Source organism: Kitasatospora sp. NPDC034035, assembly GCF_055575755.1.
Genome location: NZ_JBVISA010000034.1, coordinates 55,965 through 80,256, shown reverse-complemented (window position 1 = coordinate 80,256; position 24,292 = coordinate 55,965). Strand labels below are relative to the sequence as shown.

The following is a 24,292-nucleotide window of genomic DNA, read 5'->3' as shown; positions in this document are numbered from 1 at the left end:
CGGGCCGGAGGCCGGTGCCGCGGTGTCGCCCGGGACGGGTGGCCGGGAGCCCGGGCGGCGCCGGGGACGGGGCCCGGAGCCGCCCGGATCCCGGTGCGCAGAGCGCGCCGGGATCACGTCCAGGGGCGGTCGATGCGATCTCCGGGCGTGTCGTCCGACGCCGCGTCGCTCACTTCCTCGTTGATCGCTGCGGCCACCGCGTGCACATGAGGCGGGCGGACGATGCCGTAGTGCGTCGTGTCGAGCCGATGCCAGGTGCTGGGTTCCGGGAGGTGCGGGCGCCACAGCTCCCGCTGCTTCTCCGGTGAGCCCAGCGAGGGCAGGCCGTTCACCGACCGCTCGGCCAGCCACAGTTGACTGGGGGTGGCGCTCAGCAGCGGCATCCGGTACTCGGCCATGCTCCGCAGGTTGGCCCGGCAACACCGGACCAGGCGTTCGGCGTATCCGTGCGCCTCGGGACCGGCCGAAGCGGACCCGCCCTGGCTCAGCTCATGTGCGAACACCGCCTGGAGCTGTGCCTCGTCGTAGTCCTGGAAGAGCGCGCCGGCACCGGGCGGCGGCGGATCGATCAGGTGGATGCCGTGGACCGGTCGGCCGATCGCCTCCGCCTCCGCGGCCATCCCCATCGCCGCCCAGGCGCCGAAGGACCAACCGGCCAGGTGCAGCCGCCGGGTGTCGTCCGCGAAGCGCGCTCGCAGGGCGGCGGCGTAGCGGCGTGCCCGCTCGGCCAGGGGCCAGTCCGCGGTCCCGGGCCGTCCCAGCGCGGGATCGGCGATCAGACAGACGGTCAGCCGGGGGCCCAGCGCCGACACCAGGGACCGGTAGGCCTGGATGTCGCCGCCGACCGGGTGCACCAGGCACAGCACGTCAGGTCCGGTGCCCTGTTGCCAGACTTCCGGAACCACGTCCTCCGAATCGACCGCCCCGGCGGGTGCCGCCTCGGCCAGCCGGGTCAGGATCTCGGCGAGGGAGACCCGGTGGCTGAGCCGAGACAGTTCCAGCTCGACGTCGAAGTGACGTTTCACCACGCCGATCAGGTCGAGCAGGGTCAGCGAGTCGACGCCCAGGTCGTAGAGCGAGGCGTCGGGATCGATGTGGTCGAGATCCAGCCAGGCGCACAGCCACTCGCCGAGCAGGACGGCCGCGGTCCCGCCTGCCGCGTCGGCCGCCGTGGTGCCTTCGACGGACACCGGCGTGATGCCTTCGGCAGACACCGGCGTGGTCCCGATGGTCCCGGTGGGCACGGTGGGCACGGTGGGCACGGTGGTCCCGATGGGCACGAGGGCCTGGGCGCCGGGCGCCGCGTAGAACACGCGGGACTCGTGGATGTCGGTGGTGGAGACCAGCACCTGCGGCAGTTGCAGTCCCATGGCGTGCGCGAACACCCGCTTTCCCTCGGCCACGGTCAGCCCGACCGACAAGTGGGCCCGGTGGCGTGCGTCGGTCAGCGGCGCGCGCAGCGCCATGCCGGTCTCGCTCCACACGTCCCAGTTCACGCTGAGCCGGACCGTGGTCTCGGCGTCGCCGGACCGGTACTGGGCGAAGCCGTCGAGCAGGCTGTTGGCGGCCGCGTAGTCGAGCTGGCCGACGCCGCCCAGTTCCGCGGACATCGACGAGCAGTAGACTGCCACCTCCGGCCGGTAGCGCTCGATCAACTGCTCGACCAGCAGGGCACCCTGCAGCTTGGCGGCAGAGGCACGCCGCATCGCCTCGGCGTCGCGCCGGGCGATCATGCCGCCGCTCGCCACCCCGGCGGCGTGGATCACGCTGTCGAGGCGGCCGGTGCGACGGCCGATACGGGCCATGACCTCCTCGGGTGTCGACTCGGCGAGATCGGCTTCGACCAGTTCGACCCGGTCGGCCCAGGGCGTCAGCTCCTCCGGCAGCCGAGGACGTCTGGCCAGCAGCAGGACCTGGGCGCCGCCGTGTTCCAGCAGCCAGGCGGCGATGCTGCGGCCGATCCCGCCGGTGCCGCCCAGGATCAGGTGCACGCCTTCGGCGGGCAGCCCGACGGGGCCGGGGCCGGCCGTGGACACCGGCAGCGTGACCTGTTCCCACCAGTGGCCCCGGCGGAGAGCCAGCCGGCGCGGAAGTCCGGCCGCGTCCGCCGTGGTGGCAGCCTCGGCCAGCAGCGCCGCCAGCGGTGCGGCCCAGTGGGCCGGGTCTGCGTCGGGGAGGTCGAGCCAGTGGCCCTCCGCAGCTCCCTCCTGGGGTGCCACCTCGGCGGCACCGGCCAGCAGGCCCGCCTCCGGCCGCTGTACCGGTCCGTCCACCGGCCTCGCCCGGTACGACAGCCACCACGGCCTCAGCCGAAGTGGCCCGGCGGTGTCGGCCATGGCCCGCACCAGGGCGGCCGGAGTGTCCAGACAGGCCCAGCGGGCCCGGGCCAGGCTGTCCCGACCGACCGGGCCGCCGATCCCCAGCGGCAGCGCGTGCAACCAGTCGATGCCGTCGTCGCCCGCGCCCGTGCCCGCCAGTGCGTCGAGCAGCCGACCGACCGAGGCGGGGTCGGCCGGGTCGACCTCGAAGACGTCGTCGCCCCGCCGGGCGAACGCCTCGGCGGCGCTGACGCGCACCACCCGGGCGTAGGCGGCTTCGAAGGCGCGGACCGCGTCCGGGTGCGCCGGTCCGTCCGTGAGCAGCACCAGCAGCCGGGAGGTGCGCGAGCCGATCGCCCTACCCGCGCGGCGCAGCCGTGCCCAGTGCGGCTGGTGCAGCCAGGCGTCCTCCGGAAGGCGCTGCGGAACGTCGGCGGCGGCTGGACCGGTCCGGTCCGGTGCCGCCGCGGCGCGGGGGAAGTCGAACTCCGCCAGCTCGAAGGCGGGCGGCGGGAAGTCCCACGGTGCCTGGGCGGGACCGGCGGGCCGGACGATCCGCTCGCCGGACAGCCAGGCGGCGGCCGCCTCATCCGCGGTGAGACCTTCGATCGGAACCGGCGCCCCGGTACGGGTCTCCACCGCTCCCGCGTCCGTGCTCTGGTCCGCAGTGCGCAGCCAGGCCACGGCGGCGGAGACGTCGGGGCACACCGCTGCCAGCCGTCGGCGACGTGCGGGACGGCCCGCCTGGAGGTGGCGCAGCACCTGCGGATAGGCGGAGGGCCGGGCCTCCAGGTAGTCGGCGATCCGGGCGGCGTCGGCGCGCAGGCTCGCTTCGCTGCTGCTGGAGAGCACCAGACAGGGGAGCACGGAGGTGTCCGGGGCCGCTTCGCCCGCCGCCAGGCCCGCGTCGCCCCCCGTCCCCGCGGCCGGCCTGTCGGCCTCGAGCACCAGATGGGCGTTGGTGCCGCCGATCCCGAAGCTGCTCACCGCCGCGATCCTGTCCCGGTCCGTGGGCCAGGGCCGGGCCTCGGTGGGTATGTAGAACGGCGTGGGGTCGGCGCCGAGCTGCGGATTGAGGGCGCGGAAGCCGACGTTGGGCGGGATGACGCCGTGGTGGACCGCGAGCGCGGCCCGCACCAGCCCGACGACTCCGGCCGCCGCGCCCAGGTGACCTATCTGGCTCTTGACCGAGGTCAGCGCGCAGTGGCGGGACCGGTCCAGGTCGAAGGCCTGGCGCAGTGCGCCGACCTCGACCGGGTCGCCGAGCCGGGTGGCGGTGCCGTGGGCCTCGACATAGCCGAGGTCGGCGCCGCTGCGACCGCTGCGGCGCAGAGCGGCGCGAATCACCTCGCGTTGCCCGGCGAGCGAGGGGGCGCTGTAACTGAGCTTGTCGGAGCCGTCGTTGTTCAACGCCGAGCCGGTGATCAGGGCATAGACGGTGTCGCCGTCGCGTTGGGCCAGGCGTAGCGGCTTGAGCACCACCATGCCGACGCCGCTCGCGCCGATGGTGCCGCTCGCGTCGTCGCTGAAGGGTCGGCAGAGACCGTCCACGGAGAAGATGTGCTGCGCCTGGTGGTGGTATCCGTCGGTCAGGGTCGGGTCGACCAGGACTCCGCCTGCCAGCATCACCTCGGCATCGCCCTGGCGCAGCAGGCCGGCGGCGACATGGACGGCCACCAGCGAACTGGCGCAGGCCGCCTGGGTGGTGAAGGCGGGACCTGTCAGCCCCAGGTGATAGGCCGCCTTGGTGGCGAGGAAGTCCTTGTCGTGGTGCAGGGCCAGTTGGAAGCCGTCGGGCAGGCGTTCGGGGTCGGCCTCGCGAAGCATGGACTGGAAGTAGGTGTTCTCACCGGCTCCGGCGACCAGGCCGACGCGCAGACCCGACGGGTCGGCGATCCCGGCGTGTGCCAGTGCCTCGACACAGCTCATCAGCAGGTGCCGTTGCTGGGGGTCCATCAGCCGGGCCTCCTGCCGGCTGATGCCGAAGTGGTCCGGGTCGAAGGCCAGTGGGCCGTCCAACTGGCTGCGCGCCCCGACCAGGCCGTCGGCGGCGTCGAAGTGCTCGATGCCGATGCCGCCGGTGGTGACCATCCGCCAGAACGCGGAGAGATCGGACGCGCCCGGAAGTCGTACCGCCATGCCGACGATCGCGATCGGCTCGTCGACCGCGACGGGTTCGGCTACGGCGATCGGTTCGGCTACGGCGATCTGCCCGGCGGCGTCGGCCGGCGCAGCGGTGGGGACGACGGTTGCGGCGCGTGGGGCGTCGTCGTCCGTGGCCGGTGCCGACCGGTCCAGGAAGTCGGCCAGCGCCCGTACGGTGACGTGTTCGAACAGGTCGGCGACGGTGAAGCGCAGGCCCAGTTCGGTGGTGCAGCGGAGCTGGAAGCGCATCAGTCCCAGGCTTGAGGCTCCGGCGTCGAAGAAGGTCTGCCCCGGGTCGATCGCCGCACCGGTGACCGCCTCGAACGCCTCGGTCAGCAGGGCTTCGCGCGCCGACAGGCCGGTGCTGCGGGCCGTCGGCCGGCGCAGTTCCCGCCCGGCAGCGCGCAGGGCGCCCCGGCGGTCCAGCTTGCCGCTAGGGGTCCTGGGCAGCTCCTCCACCAGCCGGAAGCGGGCGATCCGGACGTGGCCGGGCAGCAGCGGCGCCAGGTGCGCGGTGAGGTCCTGGGCCGTGGGCGCCTTCCCACGGCACTGCAGGCAGGCCACCAGTTCCTCACCGTCGCGGACCACCACGGCGTTGACGACGTCCGGGTGCCGCAGCAGGGCCGCCTCGACCTGTCCCAGCTCGAGCCGGTGTCCGCTGAGCTTGATCTGGTCGTCGTCCCGGCCCAGGAAGTGCAGCAGACCCTGCCGGTCGAAACGGGCCCGGTCGCCGCTTCGGTAGCACAGGCCGAGGCCGGGCAGCTCGACGAAGCGCTCGTCGTCGAGCGCCGTGTCTCCCAGGTAGCAGCGCGCCGCCATCGTGCCGCCGATCAGCAGGGCGCCGACGCGGCCGGGGGGAACGGGCTCGTCGGCCTCGTCTACCACCGTCAGCACCGCGTTGGCCACCGGTCGGCCGATGGCGGGACGCTCCGGCCACCGGGCCGGATCACCGTCCAGGCACAGGCTGCTCACCACGTGCGTCTCGGTCGGGCCGTAGTGGTTGAACAGCCGTGCGCCCGCGAGGCCCGCGAACCAGCGGCGGATCGCCTCGGTGCACACCAGCTGTTCGCCGGCGGTGACCACCTCCCGCAGCCGCGAGGGGTAGCGGCCCAGGTGAACGCCGTGCTCGGCGAGGAGCTGGAGTGCCACGTAGGGCATGAAGACGCGCTCCACACCGGCCGTCTCCAGCTGCTCCAGCAGCGCGGGGGCGTCCTGCCGCCAGCCGGGCTGCACCAGGTGCAGGCAGCCGCCGCCGCACAGCGTCCCGAAGACCTCCTGGAAGGACACGTCGAAGGAGAGCATGGAGAACTGCTGGGTGGCCGCCGCGGCCGCCAGTCCTCCCGACTCCGCCTGCCACTGCAGCAGGTTGCACAGGGTGCGGTCGGACACCTGCACACCCTTCGGGACACCGGTGGAGCCCGAGGTGAACAGGGTGTAGAGCGGGCGGGCGCCGCTGTGCGCCGGGCCGGCCGGGTCGGCGGCAGTGGGTGCGGCCGCCGTGATGGCAGGTGACAGCACCACCGGGTGGCGCACGATGCGGCCCGGGTCGACGGCGTCGAACTCCGGGTCACCGCCCGGTGGGAGCAGCACGCACAGCGGCTCCACCTGGTCCAGCACCTGCCGGCGCAGGGCCGGCGGATAGGACGGGTCCAGCGGCACGATGGTCACGTTGAGCCGGGCCAGTGCCAGCAGCGCCACCACGTGCTCGACCGACGGACGCAGGTGCAGCGCGACGCAGCACGGACGGTCGTCGTCCCCCTCCGGCAGCGGGTGGTCGGCCCGCAGCTCGGCGGCCAGCGCCGCCGCGTGGGCGTCGAGAGCGGCGTAGCTCACCGACCGGCCTTCGGACATCAGGGCCGGTGCGTCGGGTGTGCGCGCGACCTGCAGGGCGAAGCCCTCGGCCACCGTCGTCCAGGTCGGCGCCGTCGAGGCGCCGCGACCGGGCTTCGGCAGTCCGCGGCGGTAGGGTGCCACGAGCTCGGCCGGGGTCGCCGTCCCGCCGTCGGCGAGCAGGTCCAGGCCCCGCCGGAACAGGCCCGCCATGGCCGCCACCTCGGAGGCGTCGAAGCGGTCGTCGGCGTACTCCCACAGGCAGTCGAGCCCACCCGCGTGCTCGACCACGGACAGCGTCATCGGGCACTTGGCCTCGGCCGGGGCCCACCACAGCGGGCGGGAGGCGCAGTCGGGCAGGGCCAGCGCACCGAAGTCGGTGTTCTCCAGGACGAACAGGTAGTCGAACGGGGAGTCGCCCCCGGCCGGCTCCCGGTCGGCCAGGACATCGGCCAACGCCACGTCCTGACGGTCCAGCACCTGGCGGGCCCCGGCGCTCAGGCGCAGCAGCTGGCCGCGCAGGTCCTCGCGGGGCGCGACGGCCTGCGGCAGCAGCACGGTGTTGGCGAACATGCCGACGCTGCCCTCGAACTCCTGGACCGGCCGGTTGGCCACCGGAGCGGCGATCCGCAGCCGGGTCCCGCCGGTCCCGCCGTACAGGCTCCAGGCGAAGACGCCGAGCAGCAACTCGAAGCGGGTCATGCCCAGTTCGGCACAGAGCCGGTCCACGGCGGCGCGCCGCACGACGTCGAGCGAGGTGTGCAGCAGGCGGGCACCGGAGAAGGGGGGAGCTCCGGCCGGGTCCCCCGGGTCCCGGTCCGCCGCCTCGTCCGACCGGGCGTAGTGGGCCCGCAGCTCGGCTCGCTGGGCCAGATAGGCGGGGCTGCCGAACCAGTCGGCCTGCCAAGCGGCGTAGTCCAGCGGGGTGGGCACCGGGGTGGTGTCCGTCCGCCACGTAGCCTCGGCGGCGCCGTCGTGCGCGTGCCGGTAGCCGGACGACAGGTCGTCCAGCAGGACGTTGAGCGACCAGCCGTCGACCGCGATGTGGTGCAGATGGAGCAGGAGCACCCCTCCGCCGCCCTGCGGCAGCCAGCAGGCGCGCAGCATCCGGGGGTGTGCCAGGTCGAACGGCACGGCGAAGAAGCGGTCGGCCACGGCGCGCGCGCCGTCCTCGCCGTCGGCGCCGGCCGCCTCCGGGCCGGGGTCGGTCCACGGGTCGTAGCCGTGCCCGACCACCTGGCGCAGGCCCTCCGGCGCGGCCTCGAAGCCGGTGCGCAGGGCCGCGTGGTGCCGCGCCAGTGCCCGCAGCGAACTGCGCAGCGCGTCGGCGTCGACCGTGCCGTCCAGCCGGAAGGCCAGCTCCACGGCGTAGGCACGGGACCGCGGCGCCCGCTGCTGCAGCAGCCAAAGGCGCTGCTGCTCGCTGGTGGCGGGCGCCGAGCGGGCCCGGGTGGGAGCGGGCGGCACCGGGTAGGGCGAGTCGGCGGCGGATCCGGCTTCCGCCACGGCCTGGGCGATCTCGGCCATGTCCCCGGTCAGCACGCGCGCCTGGGGCAGTTCACAGCCCCAGCGCCGGCGCACCTCGAAGCGCAGCCGCAGGGCCTTGAGCGAGTCGCCGCCGGAGGCGATCCAGCGGTCGTCCAGCCGCAGGTCCGGTACCCCGAGCACCTCGGCCGCCAGGTCCAGCACCTCACGCTGCCGGGCGGTGGTGGCCGCGGCGTCCGGGCGGTCGCCTTCCGGGCGGCGCCAGGGCCGGTCGTCCCGGCGCAGCAGTGCGGCCTGGTCGACCTTGCCGTTGGCGTTCAGCGGGAGCGAGTCCACGAGATAGATGTGATGCGGCCTCATGTAGCCGGGCAGCCCCGCCGCCAGATGGCGGTCGAACTCCTCGAACGGGACCTCATCCCCGAGCACGACGTACGCCAGCAGCTCGTTCGGACCGTGCTCCCCGGCCCTGCGGGTGCAGACGTACGCCTGCCGCACCGCCGGATGCGTGACGATCTGCCGCTCCAGCTCGCCGGGCTCGATCCGGAAGCCGCGGACCTTCACCTGGCGGTCGGCACGTCCGACGTACTCGATCCGGCCGTCGGCATCGGCGCGCACCAGGTCGCCGGTGCGGTAGTGCGTCGTGCGGCCGTCGTCGTACCAGGTCAGCCGGACGAAGCGGCTCTCCGTCTCCTCGGGCAGGTTGCGGTACCCGGCCGCGAGAGCGGCACCGGCCAGGTGGAGTTCGGCCACCTCGCCGCTCGCCGCAGCCCGGTCGCCGCCCGGGACCACCAGCACGGCCTCGGTCTCCGGCAGCACCCGTCCGATCGGGACCACGTCGCCGTCGAAGTCGCGCGGGATGGGGTGGCACAACGCGAAGGTGGTGGCCTCGGTGGGGCCGTAGACGTTGTGCAGCCGGGTGGGGGCCGTCGCGTTGTGCCGGTACCAGCGGCGGATCATCCGGGCGTTGAGCTGCTCGCCGCCGACCAGCAGCTGTCCGACCCCGGCGAAGCAGGACGGCTCCGTGTCCACCACCGCGTTGAACAGGGCCACCGTGACGAACGCCGTGTCGATGCGCTCCCGCAGCAGGGCGGCCGCCAGCTGATGCGGTGTCTGGACGGCTTCGTCGCCGAGGACGACGCAGCAGCCGCCGGTCAGCAGCGGTACCCAGACCTCGAAGCTGAGGGCGTCGAACGCCGGATTGGACAGGCAGGCGTAGCGGGCGCCCTCCTCGATGCGGAGGTACCCCGGCCTTGCCAGCCGCAGGATGCCGGCGTCCCGTACCTCGACGCCCTTGGGACGGCCCGTCGTGCCCGAGGTGTAGAAGAGGAAGGAGACCGGTGCCCCGGTGAAGACCGCCGCGGGGTCGCCGGGTCCGGCCGCGAGCAGCGCCGCCGCCTCCAGCGGGCGCACCCGGCCCGGCAGGTCGTCAGGTGCCGTCCCGCCGTGGATCAGTGCCACGCTGGACGAGTCGGTCAGGATGTGGCGCCGGCGGTCCGCCGGACTCTGCGCGTCCAGCGGGACGACCTGGGCGCCGAGCCGCAGGATGCCCAGCATGGCGCAGACGAGCTGCCACGAGCGCGGCAGGCAGACCGCCACCGCCTGGCCGGGGCGCACGCCGGCCCGGCGCAGCCCGTGGGCCACCGCCGCCGCGGCGGTGTCGAGGCCGGTGTAGTCCAGCCGGACGCCGCCGTCGACCAGCGCGACGGCATGCGGGGTGCGTAGGGCCTGCTCGTGCACGGCCTGGGCCAGGCCGGTGGCCGAGGGCGTGACGGGTACGGCGCTCTCGGTACGCATCAGGCCTCCACGGCGGACGCGGCGGCCGGCTGTCCGGTTGCGGGCGCAGCCGGGGACGGCGGCGGGGGAGCCGGGAACCGGGCCAGTTCGGCTGCGATCAGCTCGGCTATCCGGGGCACCTCCTCGCTCTCCAACAGGTCCCAGTGGCCGCAGGCGACCGGCTCGACCAGCAGGCCCCCGCCGGCGCGCCGCTGCCAGAACGCGCGCACGGCACGCGCCTGCTCCTGGGCCTGCTGCTCTTCCTGTTCCCGGAGCCCTTCCCCGGTGCCGTCGCCGATGCTCTCCCCGGCGGCCTCGACCAGCACCAGCCGGGCCGGTGAGGGCAGCGCCTGGTAGCCGCGGGCGGTCATCCGGTTGTGGTTGTAGATGCGGAAGTACCGGTCGATCTGCTCGTCCTCGATGCCCGGGTACATCCCGTTGAACCTGATGAGCTTGTCGCGGAAGTCCGACATCTCCACGGGCGCGATCGCGGCGAGCTGCTCCGCGTCCTCGGTTCCGTGCGTGTCGAGCAGCACCACGCTGAGCCGGGTGTGCCCGGCCAGGGCCAGTCGGCGCCCCATCTCGTGGGCGACCAGGCCGCCGTAGGAGAGCCCGCACAGCACCAGCGACTCGTCCGGCCGGGGGTCGACCAGGGACAGGTACTGCTCCGCCATGGCCTCGACCGTGGGCAGCGGCGTCTCCCCGGGATTGATCCCGGGCGACTGCACGCCGAGGACGCCGACGTGGTCGGGCAGCGCCGCGGCCAGCGGCAGGTAGCAGAAGGCGGTGCCGCCGGCCGGGTGGATGCAGACCACCCGCTGCTGTCCGTCCCCCTCGCGGAACTCGACGAGGTTGCCGTCCGGTGCTCCCGACGCCCCCGCCCGAAGCCGTTCGGCCAGGGCCTCGATGGTCGGGTTCTGCACGATGTCGCGGATCGGCAGCGTCTCGCCGAACTCCTCGCGGACGGCCAGGGCCACCTTGATGGCGGATATGGAGGTACCACCCAGATCGAAGAAATTGTCGGATATTCCGATGCCGGGATGGATCAGCACCCGCCGCCAGATGGTGTGCAGCGCCATCTCCACGTGGTCCCGCGGGCTCGCGGTGTTGACCTGGGCACGGGTCGCGGAGCGGGCCGCGGCCAGCAGCGCGGCGCGGTCCAGCTTGCCGCTGCGGTTGAGCGGCAGCTGCGGCAGTTCCACGAAGAGCGCGGGGATCATGTAGTCCGGCAGCCGCCGCGCCAGTGCGGCACGCCACTCGTGCGGTCGGCGCGGCTCCGCGTCCCCCCGGCCCAGGCCCGCGACCAGGCGCAGTTCGCCGGTGGCGTCGCGATCGGCCAACACCGCCGCCTCCTGCACGCCGGGGAGGGCCAGCAGCGCGGCCTCGATCTCCCCCGGCTCGATCCGGAAGCCGCGCAGTTTGACCTGGTCGTCACTGCGGCCGAGGTACTGGGCATTGCCGTCCGGAAGCCAGCGAGCCAGGTCGCCGGTGCGGTACAGGCGTTCGCCGGGCACGAAGGGATCGTCGACGAACCGCTCGGCGGTCAGGTCCGGGCGGTGCAGATAGCCCCGGGCCAGGCTCGCCCCGCCGAGGTAGACCTCGCCGGCCACCCCGGTCGGAACCGGCCGGAGCCGCCGGTCGAGCAGGTAGAGGCGGGTGTTGTCCAGGGGGCGGCCGATCGGGCACTGCCGGTCCAGCGGCTGCGGGTCGGTGTAGGCGGTGCTGTAGAGGGTGGCCTCGGTCGGCCCGTAGCCGTAGCAGATGCGCAGGCCCGGCAGCGCCTGCCGGATGCGGTGCAGCGCCCTCTCCGGGAGGGACTCGACCCCGGTCAGCAGCTGACGCAGCACCAGCCCGTCCAGGCGTGCCTCGGGGTCCTCGTCGATCCACTTGACGTAGGACGGCGGAAGGAACGCCTGCACGATGCGGTGCTCGCGCATCCAGCCCAGCAGTTCCTCGGGGTCGCCGCGCAGCTCGTCGGGGACCAGGTGCAGCACGGCGCCGGTGGTGAGCGGCATCAGCAACTCGTGCACCGAGGCGTCGAATCCGATGCTCGACCAGGCGGAGGCAGCCTCGCCGGGGGTGGCCCCGAACCGCGCCAGCCAGGTGTCGAAGAGGTTGGTGACGCTGCCGTGGGTCACCGCCACGCCCTTGGGGCGGCCGGTGGAGCCCGAGGTGTAGATGACGTAGGCCAGGTGCGACGGTCCGACGGTGATCCCCGGCGCGTCGTCACGCTCCGCCTCGGCCTCGACCGCCCTCAGGGACTGCCAGCCCTCGGGCGGGACGTCGGCGTCGCTGAGCACCAGGGCCGGTACGGCGTCCTCGACCATCGCGGCCAGCCGCTCGACCGGCTGCCCCGGATCGAGCGGCAGATAGGCGGCGCCCGCCTTGAGGATGCCGAGGACACCCACCACCAGCTCGGTCGAGCGCCCGGAGTGCAGACCGACCACCTGGTCCGGGCGGACGCCGCGGGCGATCAGCGCGTGCGCCAGCCGGTTGGCCCGCTGGTCGAGCGCGGTGTAGTCGAGCCGCTCCCCCTCGCAGACCAGGGCCGGACCGGCGGGGCGGGTGCGGACCTGGGCCTGGAAGCGCTCGACCATTCCGATCGGGGCGGCAGCGGCAGGCGCTTCGAGCTCGTCGGCGCGGTCGTCCCGGCGGGCACGGTCGGCGCCGCTCCAGTCCGACAGCACCCGCCGGCGCTCCTCCTCGTCCATGAGTGCCAGATCGTCCACGCCCAGGTCGGGCCGGTCGACCAGCTGGGTCAGCACCCGGCGTAGATAGCCCGCGTAGCGCTCGGCCGTCTGGTGGTCGAACAGCGCGCTGGCGTAGTCCAGGTGGCCGACCACCCGGCCGTCGTCCTCCTCGGCCAGCGACAGGGCCAGGTCGAACTTGGCCCCGGCGTAGGGGATGCCGAGCGGCTCGACCTCGATCTCGGGCAGGGCCAGCAGGCCCTTCCTGGAGGGGTGCCAGGCGAACATGGTCTGGAACAGCGGTGTGTGGGCGGTGCTGCGCGGCGGGTTGACCAGCTCCACCACCTGCTCGAACGGCAGGTCCTGATGCTTCAGGGCGGCCCGCAGCGCACCGCGCACCTGCTTCAGCACGGCCGACCCGGTCGGCGAGTCCGACAGGTCGACCCGCACGGCGAGGGAGTTGACGAAGAATCCGATCAGGTCCGAGAAGGTGCCGCGGCGGCGGTTCGCGGTCGGGACGCCGACGACGATGTCGGTCTGACCCGTCAGCTGTGACAGCACCACGGACCAGCCGGCCAGGACGGCCACGAACAGGGTTCCGCCCTGCTGCCGCGCGAGCGCCTTGAGGGCGGCGCCGAGTTCCCTGTCGAAGGAGACCGGCACCCGGCCGCCGCGGTAGTCCTGCTCCGGCGGGCGAGGGCGGTCGGTGGGCAGTTCGAGCAGGGACGGCGCGCCGGCGAGGGCTTCCCTCCAGTGGGCGGCCTGCGCCGCCGGTTCGTTCCCGGACGCCCACTCCTGCTGCCAGCGGGTGTAGTCGGCGTACTGCAGGGACAGCGGTGTCAGCGGGGAGTCCGCGCCGTCCCGGAAGGCCGTGTACAGCGTTCCGAGTTCGCGCAGCATCACGTTCATGGACCAGCCGTCGAAGACCGCGTGGTGCAGTGTCAGCAGCAGCACGTGGCGCTGCTCGGCCAGGACGATCAGACGGCCACGTGCCAGCGGGCCGCGGCTCAGGTCGAAGGGCGTGTCGGACTCCGCACGCTGCAGGGCGGTGACGCGCGCTGCGGCGTCCGGGAGCCCGGTCAGGTCGTCCGTCGCAAGGGTGTAGCCGCAGTCGGGCGGACCGATCAGCTGGTGGACACCGCCCCCGGTGGCGACCAGCCGGGTGCGCAGGACCTCGTGCCGGGAGACCAGCTCGTCGAGCGCACGGGCGAGCACCGCGCGGTCCAGCGGGCCGCACAGGGTGAAGGCCATGGTCTCGTTGTACGCCTCGTTGGCGCCGTCCAACTGTGACAGCACCCAGAGCCGTTGCTGTCCTGACGCCAGCTCCGGGAGCTGCGGGCCGACGGCCGTCGGGGTGTCGACCTTCCGCGCGGGAGGCGCATCGGCCTGGTCGGTGGTGGTGCTGTGGGGGTGGTGCGTCTCCGACAAAGCCAGACCTTTTCCTGTGGGGGGAGCGTCATTGCAGGGATCGACGGCGCGGTGGCGGCACGTGGCGGGAGTGGCCGGTGACCCCGGTGGTACGGGCCGGATCGCCTCGATCGGCGCCCCGATCAGATCGCTTCGACCGAGCGCATGACAGTGGGGTGACAGGCGGTCAGCGGAACCGAGGGGACAGGCGAACCGGGGCGGTGCATGGGGGTGCCGTCGAGGTCAGCGGCGACGAAGCTCGGTGGATCTTCGACCATGGATGCATAGTTAAGATGACTAACTCCGCCGGAGGCAAGAGCCTGGAGCTTCTTCCCCTGTTCGTCTCCGGGTGCGGACCAGGAAGGGTCGGCACACCCCGCTGTTCGACCTGAAGACCAAGTGGCCTGGACCATATAGCCGGCGAGCCGTCAGGAGGGCGTGCCGGCCTCGTCCTGTCGCGACGCGGGATTCGACAGGTTCCGCACCTGCTCGTCGTACTCGGACAGCAGCTGCCCCAGCTGGTCCAGGGCCTCGGCGGGGATGTCGGGGGGTGCGGCCTCGACCACGTAACGAGCGGCCGCCGCCAGGGCGGCCAGCTCGTACGCGTGGAAGGTGCCTCGCAGCACCAGGGGCCGCACCCGTTCCAGGTGCATCACGCCGCCTTGGACCGGACGTACTCGGTGACCTGGTCAAGCTCGGCCTTGAACTGGTCGTAGTCCTCCTGCATGCCGTTGATGTAGGCGCTCCACCCGAGGCTGGCCTTGGCGTAGTGGACAGCCTCCTGGATCTCCTCGTCCGTCGCTCCGAAGAGCTTCGCGGCCTCGGTGTGGAACAGGGTGCAGAATTTGCACTTCGTCTCGGAGTGCAGCCCGACACCGATCAAAACGAGCACGGTCGACGAGCATGGACGCTGCGGAAGGGGTGTCGGTTGCGGGGGCAGTCCGGCCAGCCGAGCTTGGCGGCGCGGACGCCCGCCTCGAAGGCCGCCCTGGACGACGACCGGATCGCCAAGTCCCAGCGGGAATTGGGCGCGATGGGTGACCGCTTCCAGTCCATCACGCTGGCCGGCTTCTTATGCACTCCAGTGGGTCGTTTAGGGAACCGAACCCCGCGGCGACACAGGGGCCGAAGGAGGCGTACGCCTCCGCATTTAATGTGGCTTCCACACCCGACGTGCGTGCACGCTCTGAGGGATCAGCCTTGACCGTCGATTCAAGGCGACCGCTGTCTGACTTCCCAGCATTTCTCCGCCCATCGGCACCGACAAGGGCGCTGCTCCGAAAGTGCGTGTGCTTCCCCGCCCGGCTGGTTCCCTGCAGGTGCACGGCGCTCCGGCCCCGTGGACGCGCGGGGCCGGAGCGCCGTGCACGCCTCAGCTTGACGATCTATAGAAGCTTCAGAGTCAAGCTTAGACGCCATACTGCGAAGCCGATTCGTGCCCCGCACCGCAGCAGGGCCCAATCGGGTCGTGCACGCGCCTGCCGACGTGCGCGGCCGGTGAGCGGCCGTTCCGTGCCGTGGAGAGCCGTGGAGAGCCGGGGGTCGAGAGGCACCGATGCCCGCTTCGAAAGACCGGGATCGGGGTAGGCGGTACCGGGCATGACCTTGCGGATCGCCTTCACCAGGCCCAGGTGGTGGTCGCCGACGACCCGGCGGACCCCTGTCCGGCCGCGCTCGCGCAAGGATCGCAACAACTCGGCCCAGAACACCTCGGTCTCACTGTCGCCGACCATCAGCCACAGCACCTCGCGGCCGCCGTTCTCGGTGATGCCGGTCGCGACGACCACGGCCCGCGGCGCCGACGAGTGGTACACCCGCGACGGCACCCCGGCGTTTCCGCCTGCGGGCCAGAGCTTCGCCGTGGCTTCACTCGGCCGGACCAGACAGTTGTTCTCGCCAGGTCCTCGATCCGCAGGTGTGCGGCGCGGGGTTCGACGCAACCGGTGCGGCGGCGGTCCCGGTGCCGCCGCCCGCCTTCCGGCGCGCCACTGCCCGTGCCGGACCCCGACCGAGCAGCGGATATGCTCCGGTTCCTGGTGGCGCAAGGTCACCAGGGACCGGTGGGTGAGGGATTGGTCGCGGGCTTCGCCCTGGCGGGCGAGTCACACGGCCAGGGGCCAGGGGCCCGGGAGTGCTGCCGCCCGGCGGTCCCACACCCGGGCCTGGCGGTCGGCGGGCGGGTGCGGGGCGGCTGTCAGCCGAGGTAGATCGGGTCGGCGCCGAAGGTCCAGGAGCTTCCGGACCTCGCGTAGACCTGGATCGGGGTGCTGCCGTAGTCCTCCCCGGAGATGTATTCGCACTGGCCGGGCGCGAGGACGGGGGTGATGTGGCCCGGGCTGGTGACGTTGTCGCCCGCCGTGTCCTTGATCCAGAAATAGAAGCTGTTCGCCGAGCTCTGGTAGTTGCACAGCCGGGCGGACACCCACGGGTTCTCGTCCGACGTGTGCCAGCCCGTGATCTCCACGCCGTGAGCGGAGTTGGAGTCGGATCCGGTTGCGGCGGACGCACTTCCCGACGCGAGCCCCAGCCCCGTGACGGTCAGTGCGGTCACTGCGGCGAGGGAGGCGACTCGGCGCCCCAGCATGAACTGCATGTCTTCCCCTTCGATTCGGACGGGACGAACGATCCGTTGCGAGCCGGCCGTGCCGGCGGTGGTCTCGACTGCCGTGTGGTGGCGGGCGGTTCGGCGTCCATCCTTGCCGTGGGACGTGTCGGCCCACCACGACGTTGACCCGTCGTTGGCCGGACACTCCGCACGGCGGGCGGTCCGGGGAAAGGGAAGGGGGCGGTCCGGGTGGCGGGTGGCCGCGACCAGGCCCCCGCCGGGTCGCTGCCCGGTCTGCGCCCACCGGCGAAGGGCCGCAGGGCGTGACCTTGCGGCGCCGTGGTTGGTGGGTCACGGCGCCTCGGTCGGGTGTTCCTTGGCGGCCAGCCGCAGGTCGGCCACCGCCGAGCGTGCCCCGGCCGCGCCGGTGCCGACCAGGACCGTCGGCAGCTGCGGGCGCCGCTCCCACGCCCCGGCCCCGGCCCGCCGGTCCTGCCTGCTCCCACACCGGAGCGCGGAACGTTCGGGCAGAGCACATGCGGGCCCGCCCGCACTCCTGCCCGACGCTGCGCACCGCGAGGCCGCGCCGCCGGTCCGGTGCCGCCCGGTGGTCCAGCCGGCACCGCATCCCGCGCCCGTTCGACGGCTCTGCGCATGCGTGGTGTGGGGCCTCCGCGCATGCGCATGGCCGGCCATGGCGCACGCAAGCGGTCCCTGCGCAGAGGTCTCCGCGCATGCGCCTGCATGGCCGCGCAGGAGATCCGGGACAAGGCCCGCCGGCCGGACCTCACCGAATCCGAGCGGTTCCCCTGGCTCCTGGTCGTGCGGGCCGAGCTGTGGGGCGAGGACCCGGGCGGCGCGGGTGTCGATGGGCGTGCGGGTGCAGGCGGCCCGCGCGGCGGATGTCGTGTGACGGTGGTCCGGCGGTCGTCCGATCTGATGGGCATATCGTCTGCCCAATGGGCCGAACGGGTTGCCGATGTGCGGTCATGAACACCCACCGGCCGGTCCCCACTAGCTTGGTGCGTGCGCGCCCTGACGGGTGGGCGTGGGTTCGGGAGGAGTGCACCATGCGTAGATTGTCGATCATCGTGGCGGCGGTCACGGGGGCCGTCGCCCTCGTCCTGGGGAGCACCGCCGTGGCGGGACCGCCGGGGCCGCGGCTCGCCGCGCGCTACCTGAACATCCACCAGTGCGTGTACTACGGCCCCGGTGGGCATTACACCAACCTGCTGCCGAACACCTCCGACACGCCCTTCAACACCGGGACGAACGTCTCCAACACGCCGGACACGGCGCTCTCCTGCGGCGCGGGGAGCGGGGGCTGGAGGCCGGCGCCCGCCAACTCGGCGGTGAAGGCGTTCGACCTCGCCGCCGGCCGCTACCTGAACGTCCACCAGTGCGTGTACTTCTCGGCCGGCCAGCACTACACGGCCATCCTGCCGAACACCCCGAACGTCAACTTCAACACCGGCACCAACGTCTCGGACACACCCGACACCGTGCTGCGGTGCAGCCCGGGCGGGGGCGGCTGGACGCTGACGCTCGCCAACTCCGCCGTCAAGTCCTTCGACCTGGCCGGCAACCGCTTCCTCAATCTGCACCAGTGCGTGTGGACGTCGGCCGGCATGTACTACATGGGCGTGCTGCCGAACACCCCGAACGCCAACTTCAACACCGGCACCAACACGGCCGACACGGCCGACACCGCGCTCAGCTGCCGCCCCGGCGGTGGAGGTTGGTCGCTCGACCCCCTGGACTCGGCCCTCCGCCCGCTGGGCAGCTGAGCCGGGTGCACGGGGCCGTGATCCGCGGGGCCGCGATCCGAGGGGCCGCGACGGGGGCCGACCCCTCGCGGCTCCGCCGCACGTGCCGAGGCCGGGAATGCCGCCGTGCCGCCGCCACCCGACCCGTCGTACGGCGCAGCCGGTCCTGAGGCGCCGCCAGGCGCCGGCCGTGTGGGCGGCCCGGCGCCGGCGCCGGGCCCGTGCGGTCGGCGACCAGCCCGCTCCGGAACACGGAGCGGGCCTTCGCGCACCTCAGGACTTGCCCCTACCCCGCCGCCTCCAGCTCCGTCCACCCGCATGGCCGCCCGCCCCCGCTGCCGAGCTGGTGCCGGATCGGCGCGGCCGGGCCCGCTGCACCAGGTTCCCGATCCGGGCGGCCCCGGCCGGGACGGCGGCGGGCATCTCGCCGGTCGCCGGATCTCCTCGGCGGCCAGCCATAGGTTCGCCACCACCGAGTGCATCTTGGAGGCCGATACCGATGGGCGCCGAGCCGGGCGGGGGCAGGGCGCCCGGGGGCGGGCCCTCAGCGGCCTGGGTGGTTCCCCGCCCACACCGGGGGAGTGCGGTCCGACCACGGGGCGGCCTCTTCGAGTTGTCCGGCGAGACGGAAGAGGCGGCCCTCGCGCCCGTAGCCGGCGGCGAACTGCATGCCGACCGGGAGCCCCGTGCCGGGGTCGGCCGTCACCGGCACCGACATGGCGGGCGTGCCGGCCACGTTGAACGCTGCGGTGAAGGGCGAGAGGTCGAAGAGCCGGCGGAGCCAGCCGGGGCCGTCCAGTGTCTCCGCCCCTCGGCCGTGGGTGCCCAGGGGCACCGGGAGGTCCGGCACGGTCGGGGTGAGCAGGACGTCGTACGCGTCCAGCGAGCGTGCCAGGCTCCGGGAGACCCGGTTGCGGACGGCCAGGGCGGCCACGAGTTCGGCGCCGGTGACCCGCCGCCCGTAGTAGTAGCTGGCGAGGATCGGCGGTTCGAGGGTCGAGAAGTCCACTGGCCGGCCGGAGGCGGCGGCCAGTTCGTCGACCGACACCGTGAGGTTCGCCGTCCACTGGCGGGCGTTGGCCAGGACGAACTCCTCCCAGTTGACGCCGAGTTCGACTTCGGCCTGCTCCACTCGGTGGCCGAGGGACTCCAGCAGGTACACGGTGCGCGACAGCGCCTCGGCCACGGGCGCCGTGGTGCGGTGTCCGCCCCAGGCCTGGGTGAGGACGCCGATCCGCAAGGAGCCCGGATCCCGGGAGACCTCCTGCGCGTACGGCCGGGGCGGCTGCGGGGCGACGTAGGGGTCACCCGCCGCCGGGCCGCCGATCAGGTCGAGAAGGACCGCGCTGTCGCGCACGGTGCGGCTGACGCTGCCGTGCACGGCCAGGCCGTTGAAGATCTCGTCGACATCGGGGCCGACGGGTATGCGGCCACGGGTCGGCTTCAGACCGAACAGGCCGTTGTAGGCGGCGGGGATGCGGATCGAGCCCGCCGCGTCGGTGGCGTGCGCGAGCGGCACGATCCCGGAGGCGACGGCCGCGCCCGCGCCGCCGCTGGAGCCGCCGGCGCTGCGCGTGAGGTCCCACGGGTTGCGGGTGGGACCGTACAGCACGGGTTCCGTCGTGGTGCTGTAGGCCATCTCCGGGGTCGCGGTGCGTCCGAACGTCACGAGGCCGGCGCGGCGGAAGCGTGACATCAGGGTGGAGTCGGCGGCGGCGACGTTCCCGGCCGCGAGGCGGCTGCCGAGTTCCGTCCGTCGGCCGGCCATGGTGACCCCGAGGTCCTTGATCAGGAAGGGGACGCCGGCCAGCGGCGCACTGCCGGGGCGGGGCGAGTCATCGGCGGGCCAGGTCTCCACGACGGCGTTGAGGTGCGGGTCGACGGCCCGTGCGGCCTCCCGCGCGGCCGCCTCCACTTCGGCGGGGGTCACCTGGCCCCGGGCGATCAGTTCGGCGAGCCCGACCGCGTCGAACCCCACGTATTCGTTGACGTCCACTGGGTCACTCCTGGAGTCGAGATCGATACCGATCAGTCTTCAACGATACCGATCGGTATCGCGTGGAACGGACTGGTACCGTAGCAGGAAGAGCGAGACGTGCAGGAAACGGACGACCCGCAAGTGACCGGAGGCCCGGACCAGCCATGACATCGCCCGCCAGACGACCGACCCGGGTGGCCAAACTGCCGCCCCGCGAGCGCATCCTCGACGCCGCGGAGGAGCTCTTCCGGAGCGAGGGGATCCAGCGCGTGGGCGTCCAGGCGATCGCCGAGAAGGCCGAGACCACCAAGATGGCGATCTACCGCCACTTCGAGACCAAGGACGAACTGGTCGCCGAGTGGCTGCGGATCGTCGCCGCCGACTACCAGACGGCGTTCGACCGGGTCGAGGCCGAGCACCCCGGCCGACCCGGGGAACAGATCCTCGGCGTGGCCCGCTTCATCGCCGACGGGCTGCCCGCGATCTCGCACCGGGGCTGCCCCTTCATCAACTCCCTCGCCGAGCTGCCCGACCGCGCCCACCCCGCACGGCAGGTGATCGAACAGCACAAGGAGCGTCAGACCCGCCGACTGGTCGGCATGTGCGTCCAGGCCGGGCTGCCCGACCCCGAGCAGACCGCGGCCGAGATCACCTTCGTCCTCGAAGGCGCACAGGTCAGCACGCAGAACGGCAGCATCCACCGGACCGGCGAGCGCCTGATGCGGATCGTCGAGGGGATCGTGGACCGGGCCGCGGTGTCCGCCCCAACCGCCCGCTGAGGCGACCGCCGGGGCCCCAGCCACCGGCGATGCCGGAACTGACGCCAGGCCCGTCGACCGGCCGGAACCCGCCCACCGAACGCGGCCTCGACCACGGCCGCCGGCTCCTGGACTGCACCCAAAGGCCACGCGACGCCCTTGACCACGGCTGCGTTACCTTCGGTAGCCAACTCCGCGGCGTACGGAGCACATCGCGGGATCCGGGCAGGGGAACGCGGGTCTCCGCCGGATTCGATTCGGTGTCAACGCTGGTTGCCGAAACGATCTGCGGGGCGGGCGAGTTCGGGGGTACGGTCCCGTGCACACGGGTTCGAGGCGTGCACGGGATGGGGGCCAACCTGGCACCTCCGGATGGGATCAGCATCGGCGAGCGGATCGCGGCTTACGAGGATGTGAGGGGTTTGAGCCATCGACAGCTCGCCGACCGCGCTCACATCTCGTACAGCCTGCTCACGAAGGTGGTGTCGGGGCACAAGCCGGCGACGCCGGAGTTCGCGGCAGCGGTCGCCAGGGCCTTGGGAGTTGAGCCGGGCGACCTGCAGCCGCCCTCGTACCGTGACGGCATGGCCGATGACCCGCTGGTCCCGCTGATGGGGCCGATCCGCACCACGCCCGACCTGTACGACCTGTACGACCTGGCGCCGCAGGAGGCCGTGCGTCCGCGGGCCCTGCCCGCGCTTCGGGCGGCGGTGCGGCAGGTGAACGCGCTGTGGACATCCGTTCGCGCTCCCCCTATCCTCCAGGCGATCTCTGCGGTGACCACCACCGCAGGCATGTTCGATGGGGGCCTGTCCGTGACGTCAGCACCTGCCGGTAGCGCAACGAATCTGAGTCTGCGCGCTGCCGCCTCCCGAGGAGCGCTCGCCGATCCTCGACCTCTGGCTGTGGCCACGCAGGTGCTGCTTGCCATGCAAGCCGTCGTGCAGGTCATCCTCGGACTGAACAGCTGGACCGGTTCGAGGTTTCTCGCGCAGGCGGCTGCGCTGCTCTCGATGCCCGTGTTCCTCGGCACCATCGTGGTGTTTCTCTGCTGGCTCCGACGCTGCCGACTCAACGCCGAGGCCTTCGCTCCGGGCACTCACAAGTACACGGTGGGCGGGGCAGTTGGGGTGTGGTTCATCCCGGTGGTCATGTGGTGGGCTCCGCGCCGGGTCGTGGTGGACCTCTGGCGGGCCGGCGGTTCGACCGGTGGTGCCTGGGTGATCGATGCGTGGTGGGTGGCATGGATCGCCAAGTCGGTCGGGGTCACGGCCTACATGGTGGTCGACCTGCAAGGCAATCCCAACACGCCTCTTGTCGTGCTCGTCGACGTTGTCGCTGTAATCCTGGCGATCCTGCTGGTCGGGAGGATCACTGCCACTCAGAGCGCCAAGATCAAAGCATAGTTGTCGCTTTTGGTCGGTTCTCAACCGTGATGTCACTAGCTCCGGAGATATCGCCCGTATCGCGTGCGATGCCGGTTCTCTGGAGTGGTGGACAGGGATCCTTCTTCGCGTGCGCGTACGCAGTTGGGAACAGCGGAGATTGGGCTGCCGCTGTGGTCCCATGACTGCAGCTGCCAGGACCTTCTGGTTCCGGTGTCGGTCCCGGGCCGGAGTTCACCGTCGCCAGCAGCTTCTCCCTCGCGCCGTCCGGGAGCATCTTCGGGTGCCGGCGGTGTGGTCCCTTCGGCGCGAGCGGGTTCGCTGGCATAGCCGTCTTCACGTGCCCGAGGAGCGAGCGGCGCCGCTCGGCTTTGCCACGGCGCCCAGTGGGACGACGAGCGTGGTGAGCGGATCCAGGATCACCTGACCATCGTGGTCGACCGGCCCACCGGGGTCTGGGAGCTGCGCGAGGGCGAGCACCCGCCCGAGCGGCCGTGACCGAGCTGACAGTGCGGACGGCGGCACCGTGCTGCCCGCCATCCCGCCGGACCGGGCCCGTCAGCGGCGTCTCCGTCTCCGCCTCGCTTCGCGGCCAGACCGCCACCCTTGAACGGCTCCGCGTCGACCGCCAGCTCGAAGAAGCCCTCGTCCACGGCCCTGATCCGCTCCACCTCGCCGAGGCGTTCGGCCTGGCGGAGAAGACCGCCATCCGCTACGCGGACTCCGCACAGGCGCTGTTGGGCCAGGCCACTGAACAGTCACTTCGGTGAAGTCCGGTCCGCCGGGATTTACATCATCGGCGAGGGTGAGCATGCCGTCACGGCAGGGTCAGCAACCGGGGCCGATCGGCGCAGACGATGTCAGGGCGAGCGCGGCGATCCGCAGCTCGGCTGCCCACGTCTGCTGGTCAAGCCTCGAGGTGTACTCAAGGCAGCACACGCATTGCGGGATCAGCCGCACGAATGATCGCTCCTCTTCGGTTTCGACCTCCGTCTCCCACCAGTCGTCCGTCGCCAGGTCGGCAGGAGCGATGTCTCCAGCGACAAGTCCCGCCGCCAGTCGGCGCAGGGCGTGGCGCCGCGCCAGGCCCGGATCGGGCAACTCGATCCCGGACTCGGAGAGTGCTTGCTCGAACGCGTTGCGGATATCGTGGGTATCCGCGTTGCGCGGCCAACCAGCAAGCTCACACAGCGTCGGGGCGTCCAGCCCGGCCGCGAGTGCCTCAGCAGCGATCATCGGCAGCTCCTCCGGGCGGATCTCATCTGCCTGATAACGGCACGCCACCTCACCCAGCGTCGTGAGGCCGCTCTGCATCGGGGTTTCCGGTTCTGGTGTCGTTCCTGCTGGTCTCATGACTCTTACGATGCCAGCACCGTTCCCAAGAAGGTTGCCCAGGGGCGGTCCGCTCGGTGCTCACCCGCGTGTTCAACTGAACCCGAAGGCCGATCGCACGAAAACACGGCGGTCCATCCCCGGGTTCCGGCTGAGAACCCTTCAGTTTCCATGAACCCGCGGGCCTCAGGGGGGTCCCGGGAAGATGAGGTGCGCCTGCGGAACCAGGTGGCCGTCCTCGACGCGTGCGCCGACGAGCTGGAGCCGGGCTGGCCCTGTTCGCGGTGCGGCGAGACCACGGTGCACCTCCGGGACGATCCGCCCGGACGGGACTGGTGCACGTTCCGTGATCGGGAGCCGCCAGAAGAGGGCTGACCGGTCGGATCTCGTCCCGTCGCCGCCGTGGGGCCGGGACGCCGTCGTCGCCCGCTGTCAGGTGGCCCGCTGCTTCTCCACCGGGTCGTCGAGGTGGTGGAGTCGGCTGCGGGCGAAGACGCGGCCCTCGCCGGACAGCGTGGCCCCGTACTCGTCGGCCCACACCGAGTGGGAGGCCTGCCGCTCGGCTTCTTTGCCGGACCGGACGCCGAAGCGGGGCGGGCGGTGGCGCGATCACCGGGAGGTGATCGACGCGATCGCGTGGACGTTCCAGACAGGCTCGCAGTGGGTGTACCTGCCTGCCGAGTACGGCTCGTGGAAGGGCGTCTACACCCGGTTGCGGAACTGGGCGATCGACGGGCCACCCGGGCGCTGTCAGGGGGTGTCAGCGGGGTGGCGGCAGGGTGTCAGCCGGTTGCCGGGGCTGTGAGCACGCTGCCGGTGAGGTGTCAGCACGGCCCCGGAACCTTGGTCGCAGAGCCTGCCGGGCATCCTCCCGGCAGGCCGC

General features: G+C 72.6%; 13 protein-coding genes and 1 pseudogene. 6 read left to right on the top strand and 8 right to left on the bottom strand.

The features are described 5' to 3' along the window. Positions 1-113: 113 nt before the first annotated feature. From ACZ52J_RS34725 to ACZ52J_RS34700, 6 genes and pseudogenes are all read right to left on the bottom strand, one after another. Positions 114-9,572, bottom strand: coding sequence for an amino acid adenylation domain-containing protein (locus ACZ52J_RS34725; protein WP_465624495.1), 9,459 nt, complete (start codon positions 9,570-9,572; stop codon positions 114-116). Next, positions 9,572-13,666, bottom strand: a complete 4,095-nt coding sequence (locus ACZ52J_RS34720; RefSeq protein WP_465624493.1) for a non-ribosomal peptide synthetase — start codon at positions 13,664-13,666, stop codon at positions 9,572-9,574. The genes ACZ52J_RS34725 and ACZ52J_RS34720 overlap by 1 nt, the downstream gene beginning before the upstream one ends. Before the next feature lie 407 nt (positions 13,667-14,073). Next, complete coding sequence (locus ACZ52J_RS34715; protein ID WP_465624491.1) at positions 14,074-14,298, bottom strand: hypothetical protein; 225 nt, start codon at positions 14,296-14,298, stop codon at positions 14,074-14,076. Then, positions 14,298-14,537, bottom strand: a complete 240-nt coding sequence (locus ACZ52J_RS34710; RefSeq protein WP_465624489.1) for a carboxymuconolactone decarboxylase family protein — start codon at positions 14,535-14,537, stop codon at positions 14,298-14,300. Before ACZ52J_RS34710 ends, ACZ52J_RS34715 begins: the two co-directional genes overlap by 1 nt. Before the next feature lie 691 nt (positions 14,538-15,228). Continuing rightward, positions 15,229-15,438 (bottom strand): annotated as a pseudogene (locus ACZ52J_RS34705) (transposase); the annotation flags it as partial. Between the two features lie 401 nt (positions 15,439-15,839). After that, positions 15,840-16,238 carry a hypothetical protein gene (locus ACZ52J_RS34700; protein ID WP_465624487.1) on the bottom strand — a complete coding sequence of 133 codons (399 nt, stop codon included), beginning with the start codon at positions 16,236-16,238 and terminating at the stop codon, positions 15,840-15,842. A gap of 696 nt (positions 16,239-16,934) precedes the next feature. Here ACZ52J_RS34700 and ACZ52J_RS34695 point away from each other — a divergent pair. Together ACZ52J_RS34695 and ACZ52J_RS34690 are read left to right on the top strand one after the other, a co-directional pair. Next, a complete protein-coding gene (locus ACZ52J_RS34695) occupies positions 16,935-17,183 on the top strand; it encodes a hypothetical protein (RefSeq protein ID WP_465624485.1) in 249 nt (82 codons plus the stop codon). A gap of 77 nt (positions 17,184-17,260) precedes the next feature. Continuing rightward, entirely contained in the window at positions 17,261-17,977 is a 717-nt protein-coding gene (locus tag ACZ52J_RS34690) for a hypothetical protein (RefSeq protein ID WP_465624484.1), read from the top strand. Positions 17,978-18,500: 523 nt separating this feature from the next. On the opposite strand, the gene ACZ52J_RS34685 is transcribed toward ACZ52J_RS34690, so the two are convergent. Then, the gene (locus tag ACZ52J_RS34685) at positions 18,501-19,952 is read right to left on the bottom strand and encodes an amidase (protein WP_465624482.1); all 1,452 of its coding nucleotides are present in this window, start codon (positions 19,950-19,952) and stop codon (positions 18,501-18,503) included. A gap of 146 nt (positions 19,953-20,098) precedes the next feature. Here ACZ52J_RS34685 and ACZ52J_RS34680 point away from each other — a divergent pair, with 146 nt between their 5' ends. The 3 genes from ACZ52J_RS34680 to ACZ52J_RS34670 all read left to right on the top strand — a co-directional run bounded on the left by ACZ52J_RS34680 (position 20,099) and on the right by ACZ52J_RS34670 (position 22,847). Next, positions 20,099-20,713 (top strand): TetR/AcrR family transcriptional regulator, encoded by a 615-nt coding sequence (locus ACZ52J_RS34680; protein WP_465624480.1) that lies wholly within the window; start codon positions 20,099-20,101, stop codon positions 20,711-20,713. Positions 20,714-21,039: 326 nt separating this feature from the next. Beyond that, positions 21,040-22,098, top strand: a complete 1,059-nt coding sequence (locus tag ACZ52J_RS34675; protein ID WP_465624478.1) for a DUF4328 domain-containing protein — start codon at positions 21,040-21,042, stop codon at positions 22,096-22,098. Between the two features lie 473 nt (positions 22,099-22,571). After that, the gene (locus ACZ52J_RS34670) at positions 22,572-22,847 is read left to right on the top strand and encodes a hypothetical protein (RefSeq protein ID WP_465624476.1); all 276 of its coding nucleotides are present in this window, start codon (positions 22,572-22,574) and stop codon (positions 22,845-22,847) included. A gap of 58 nt (positions 22,848-22,905) precedes the next feature. On the opposite strand, the gene ACZ52J_RS34665 is transcribed toward ACZ52J_RS34670, so the two are convergent. Next, the gene (locus ACZ52J_RS34665; RefSeq protein WP_465624474.1) at positions 22,906-23,391 is read right to left on the bottom strand and encodes a hypothetical protein; all 486 of its coding nucleotides are present in this window, start codon (positions 23,389-23,391) and stop codon (positions 22,906-22,908) included. Positions 23,392-23,923: 532 nt separating this feature from the next. Here ACZ52J_RS34665 and ACZ52J_RS34660 point away from each other — a divergent pair. Further along, positions 23,924-24,214 carry a transposase gene (locus ACZ52J_RS34660; protein WP_465624472.1) on the top strand — a complete coding sequence of 97 codons (291 nt, stop codon included), beginning with the start codon at positions 23,924-23,926 and terminating at the stop codon, positions 24,212-24,214. Positions 24,215-24,292 lie beyond the last annotated feature (78 nt).

What these genes read in the sequence shown, in the direction of transcription:
- ACZ52J_RS34680 (WP_465624480.1), top strand. Translation starts at nt 20,099, where the DNA reads ATGACATCGCCCGCCAGACGACCGACCCGGGTGGCCAAACTGCCGCCC.
- ACZ52J_RS34725 (WP_465624495.1), bottom strand. Translation starts at nt 9,572, where the DNA reads ATGCGTACCGAGAGCGCCGTACCCGTCACGCCCTCGGCCACCGGCCTG.
- ACZ52J_RS34695 (WP_465624485.1), top strand. Translation starts at nt 16,935, where the DNA reads ATGGCCGCGCAGGAGATCCGGGACAAGGCCCGCCGGCCGGACCTCACC.
- ACZ52J_RS34665 (WP_465624474.1), bottom strand. Translation starts at nt 23,391, where the DNA reads ATGCAGAGCGGCCTCACGACGCTGGGTGAGGTGGCGTGCCGTTATCAG.
- ACZ52J_RS34690 (WP_465624484.1), top strand. Translation starts at nt 17,261, where the DNA reads ATGCGTAGATTGTCGATCATCGTGGCGGCGGTCACGGGGGCCGTCGCC.
- ACZ52J_RS34675 (WP_465624478.1), top strand. Translation starts at nt 21,040, where the DNA reads ATGGGGGCCAACCTGGCACCTCCGGATGGGATCAGCATCGGCGAGCGG.
- ACZ52J_RS34700 (WP_465624487.1), bottom strand. Translation starts at nt 16,238, where the DNA reads ATGCAGTTCATGCTGGGGCGCCGAGTCGCCTCCCTCGCCGCAGTGACC.
- ACZ52J_RS34715 (WP_465624491.1), bottom strand. Translation starts at nt 14,298, where the DNA reads ATGCACCTGGAACGGGTGCGGCCCCTGGTGCTGCGAGGCACCTTCCAC.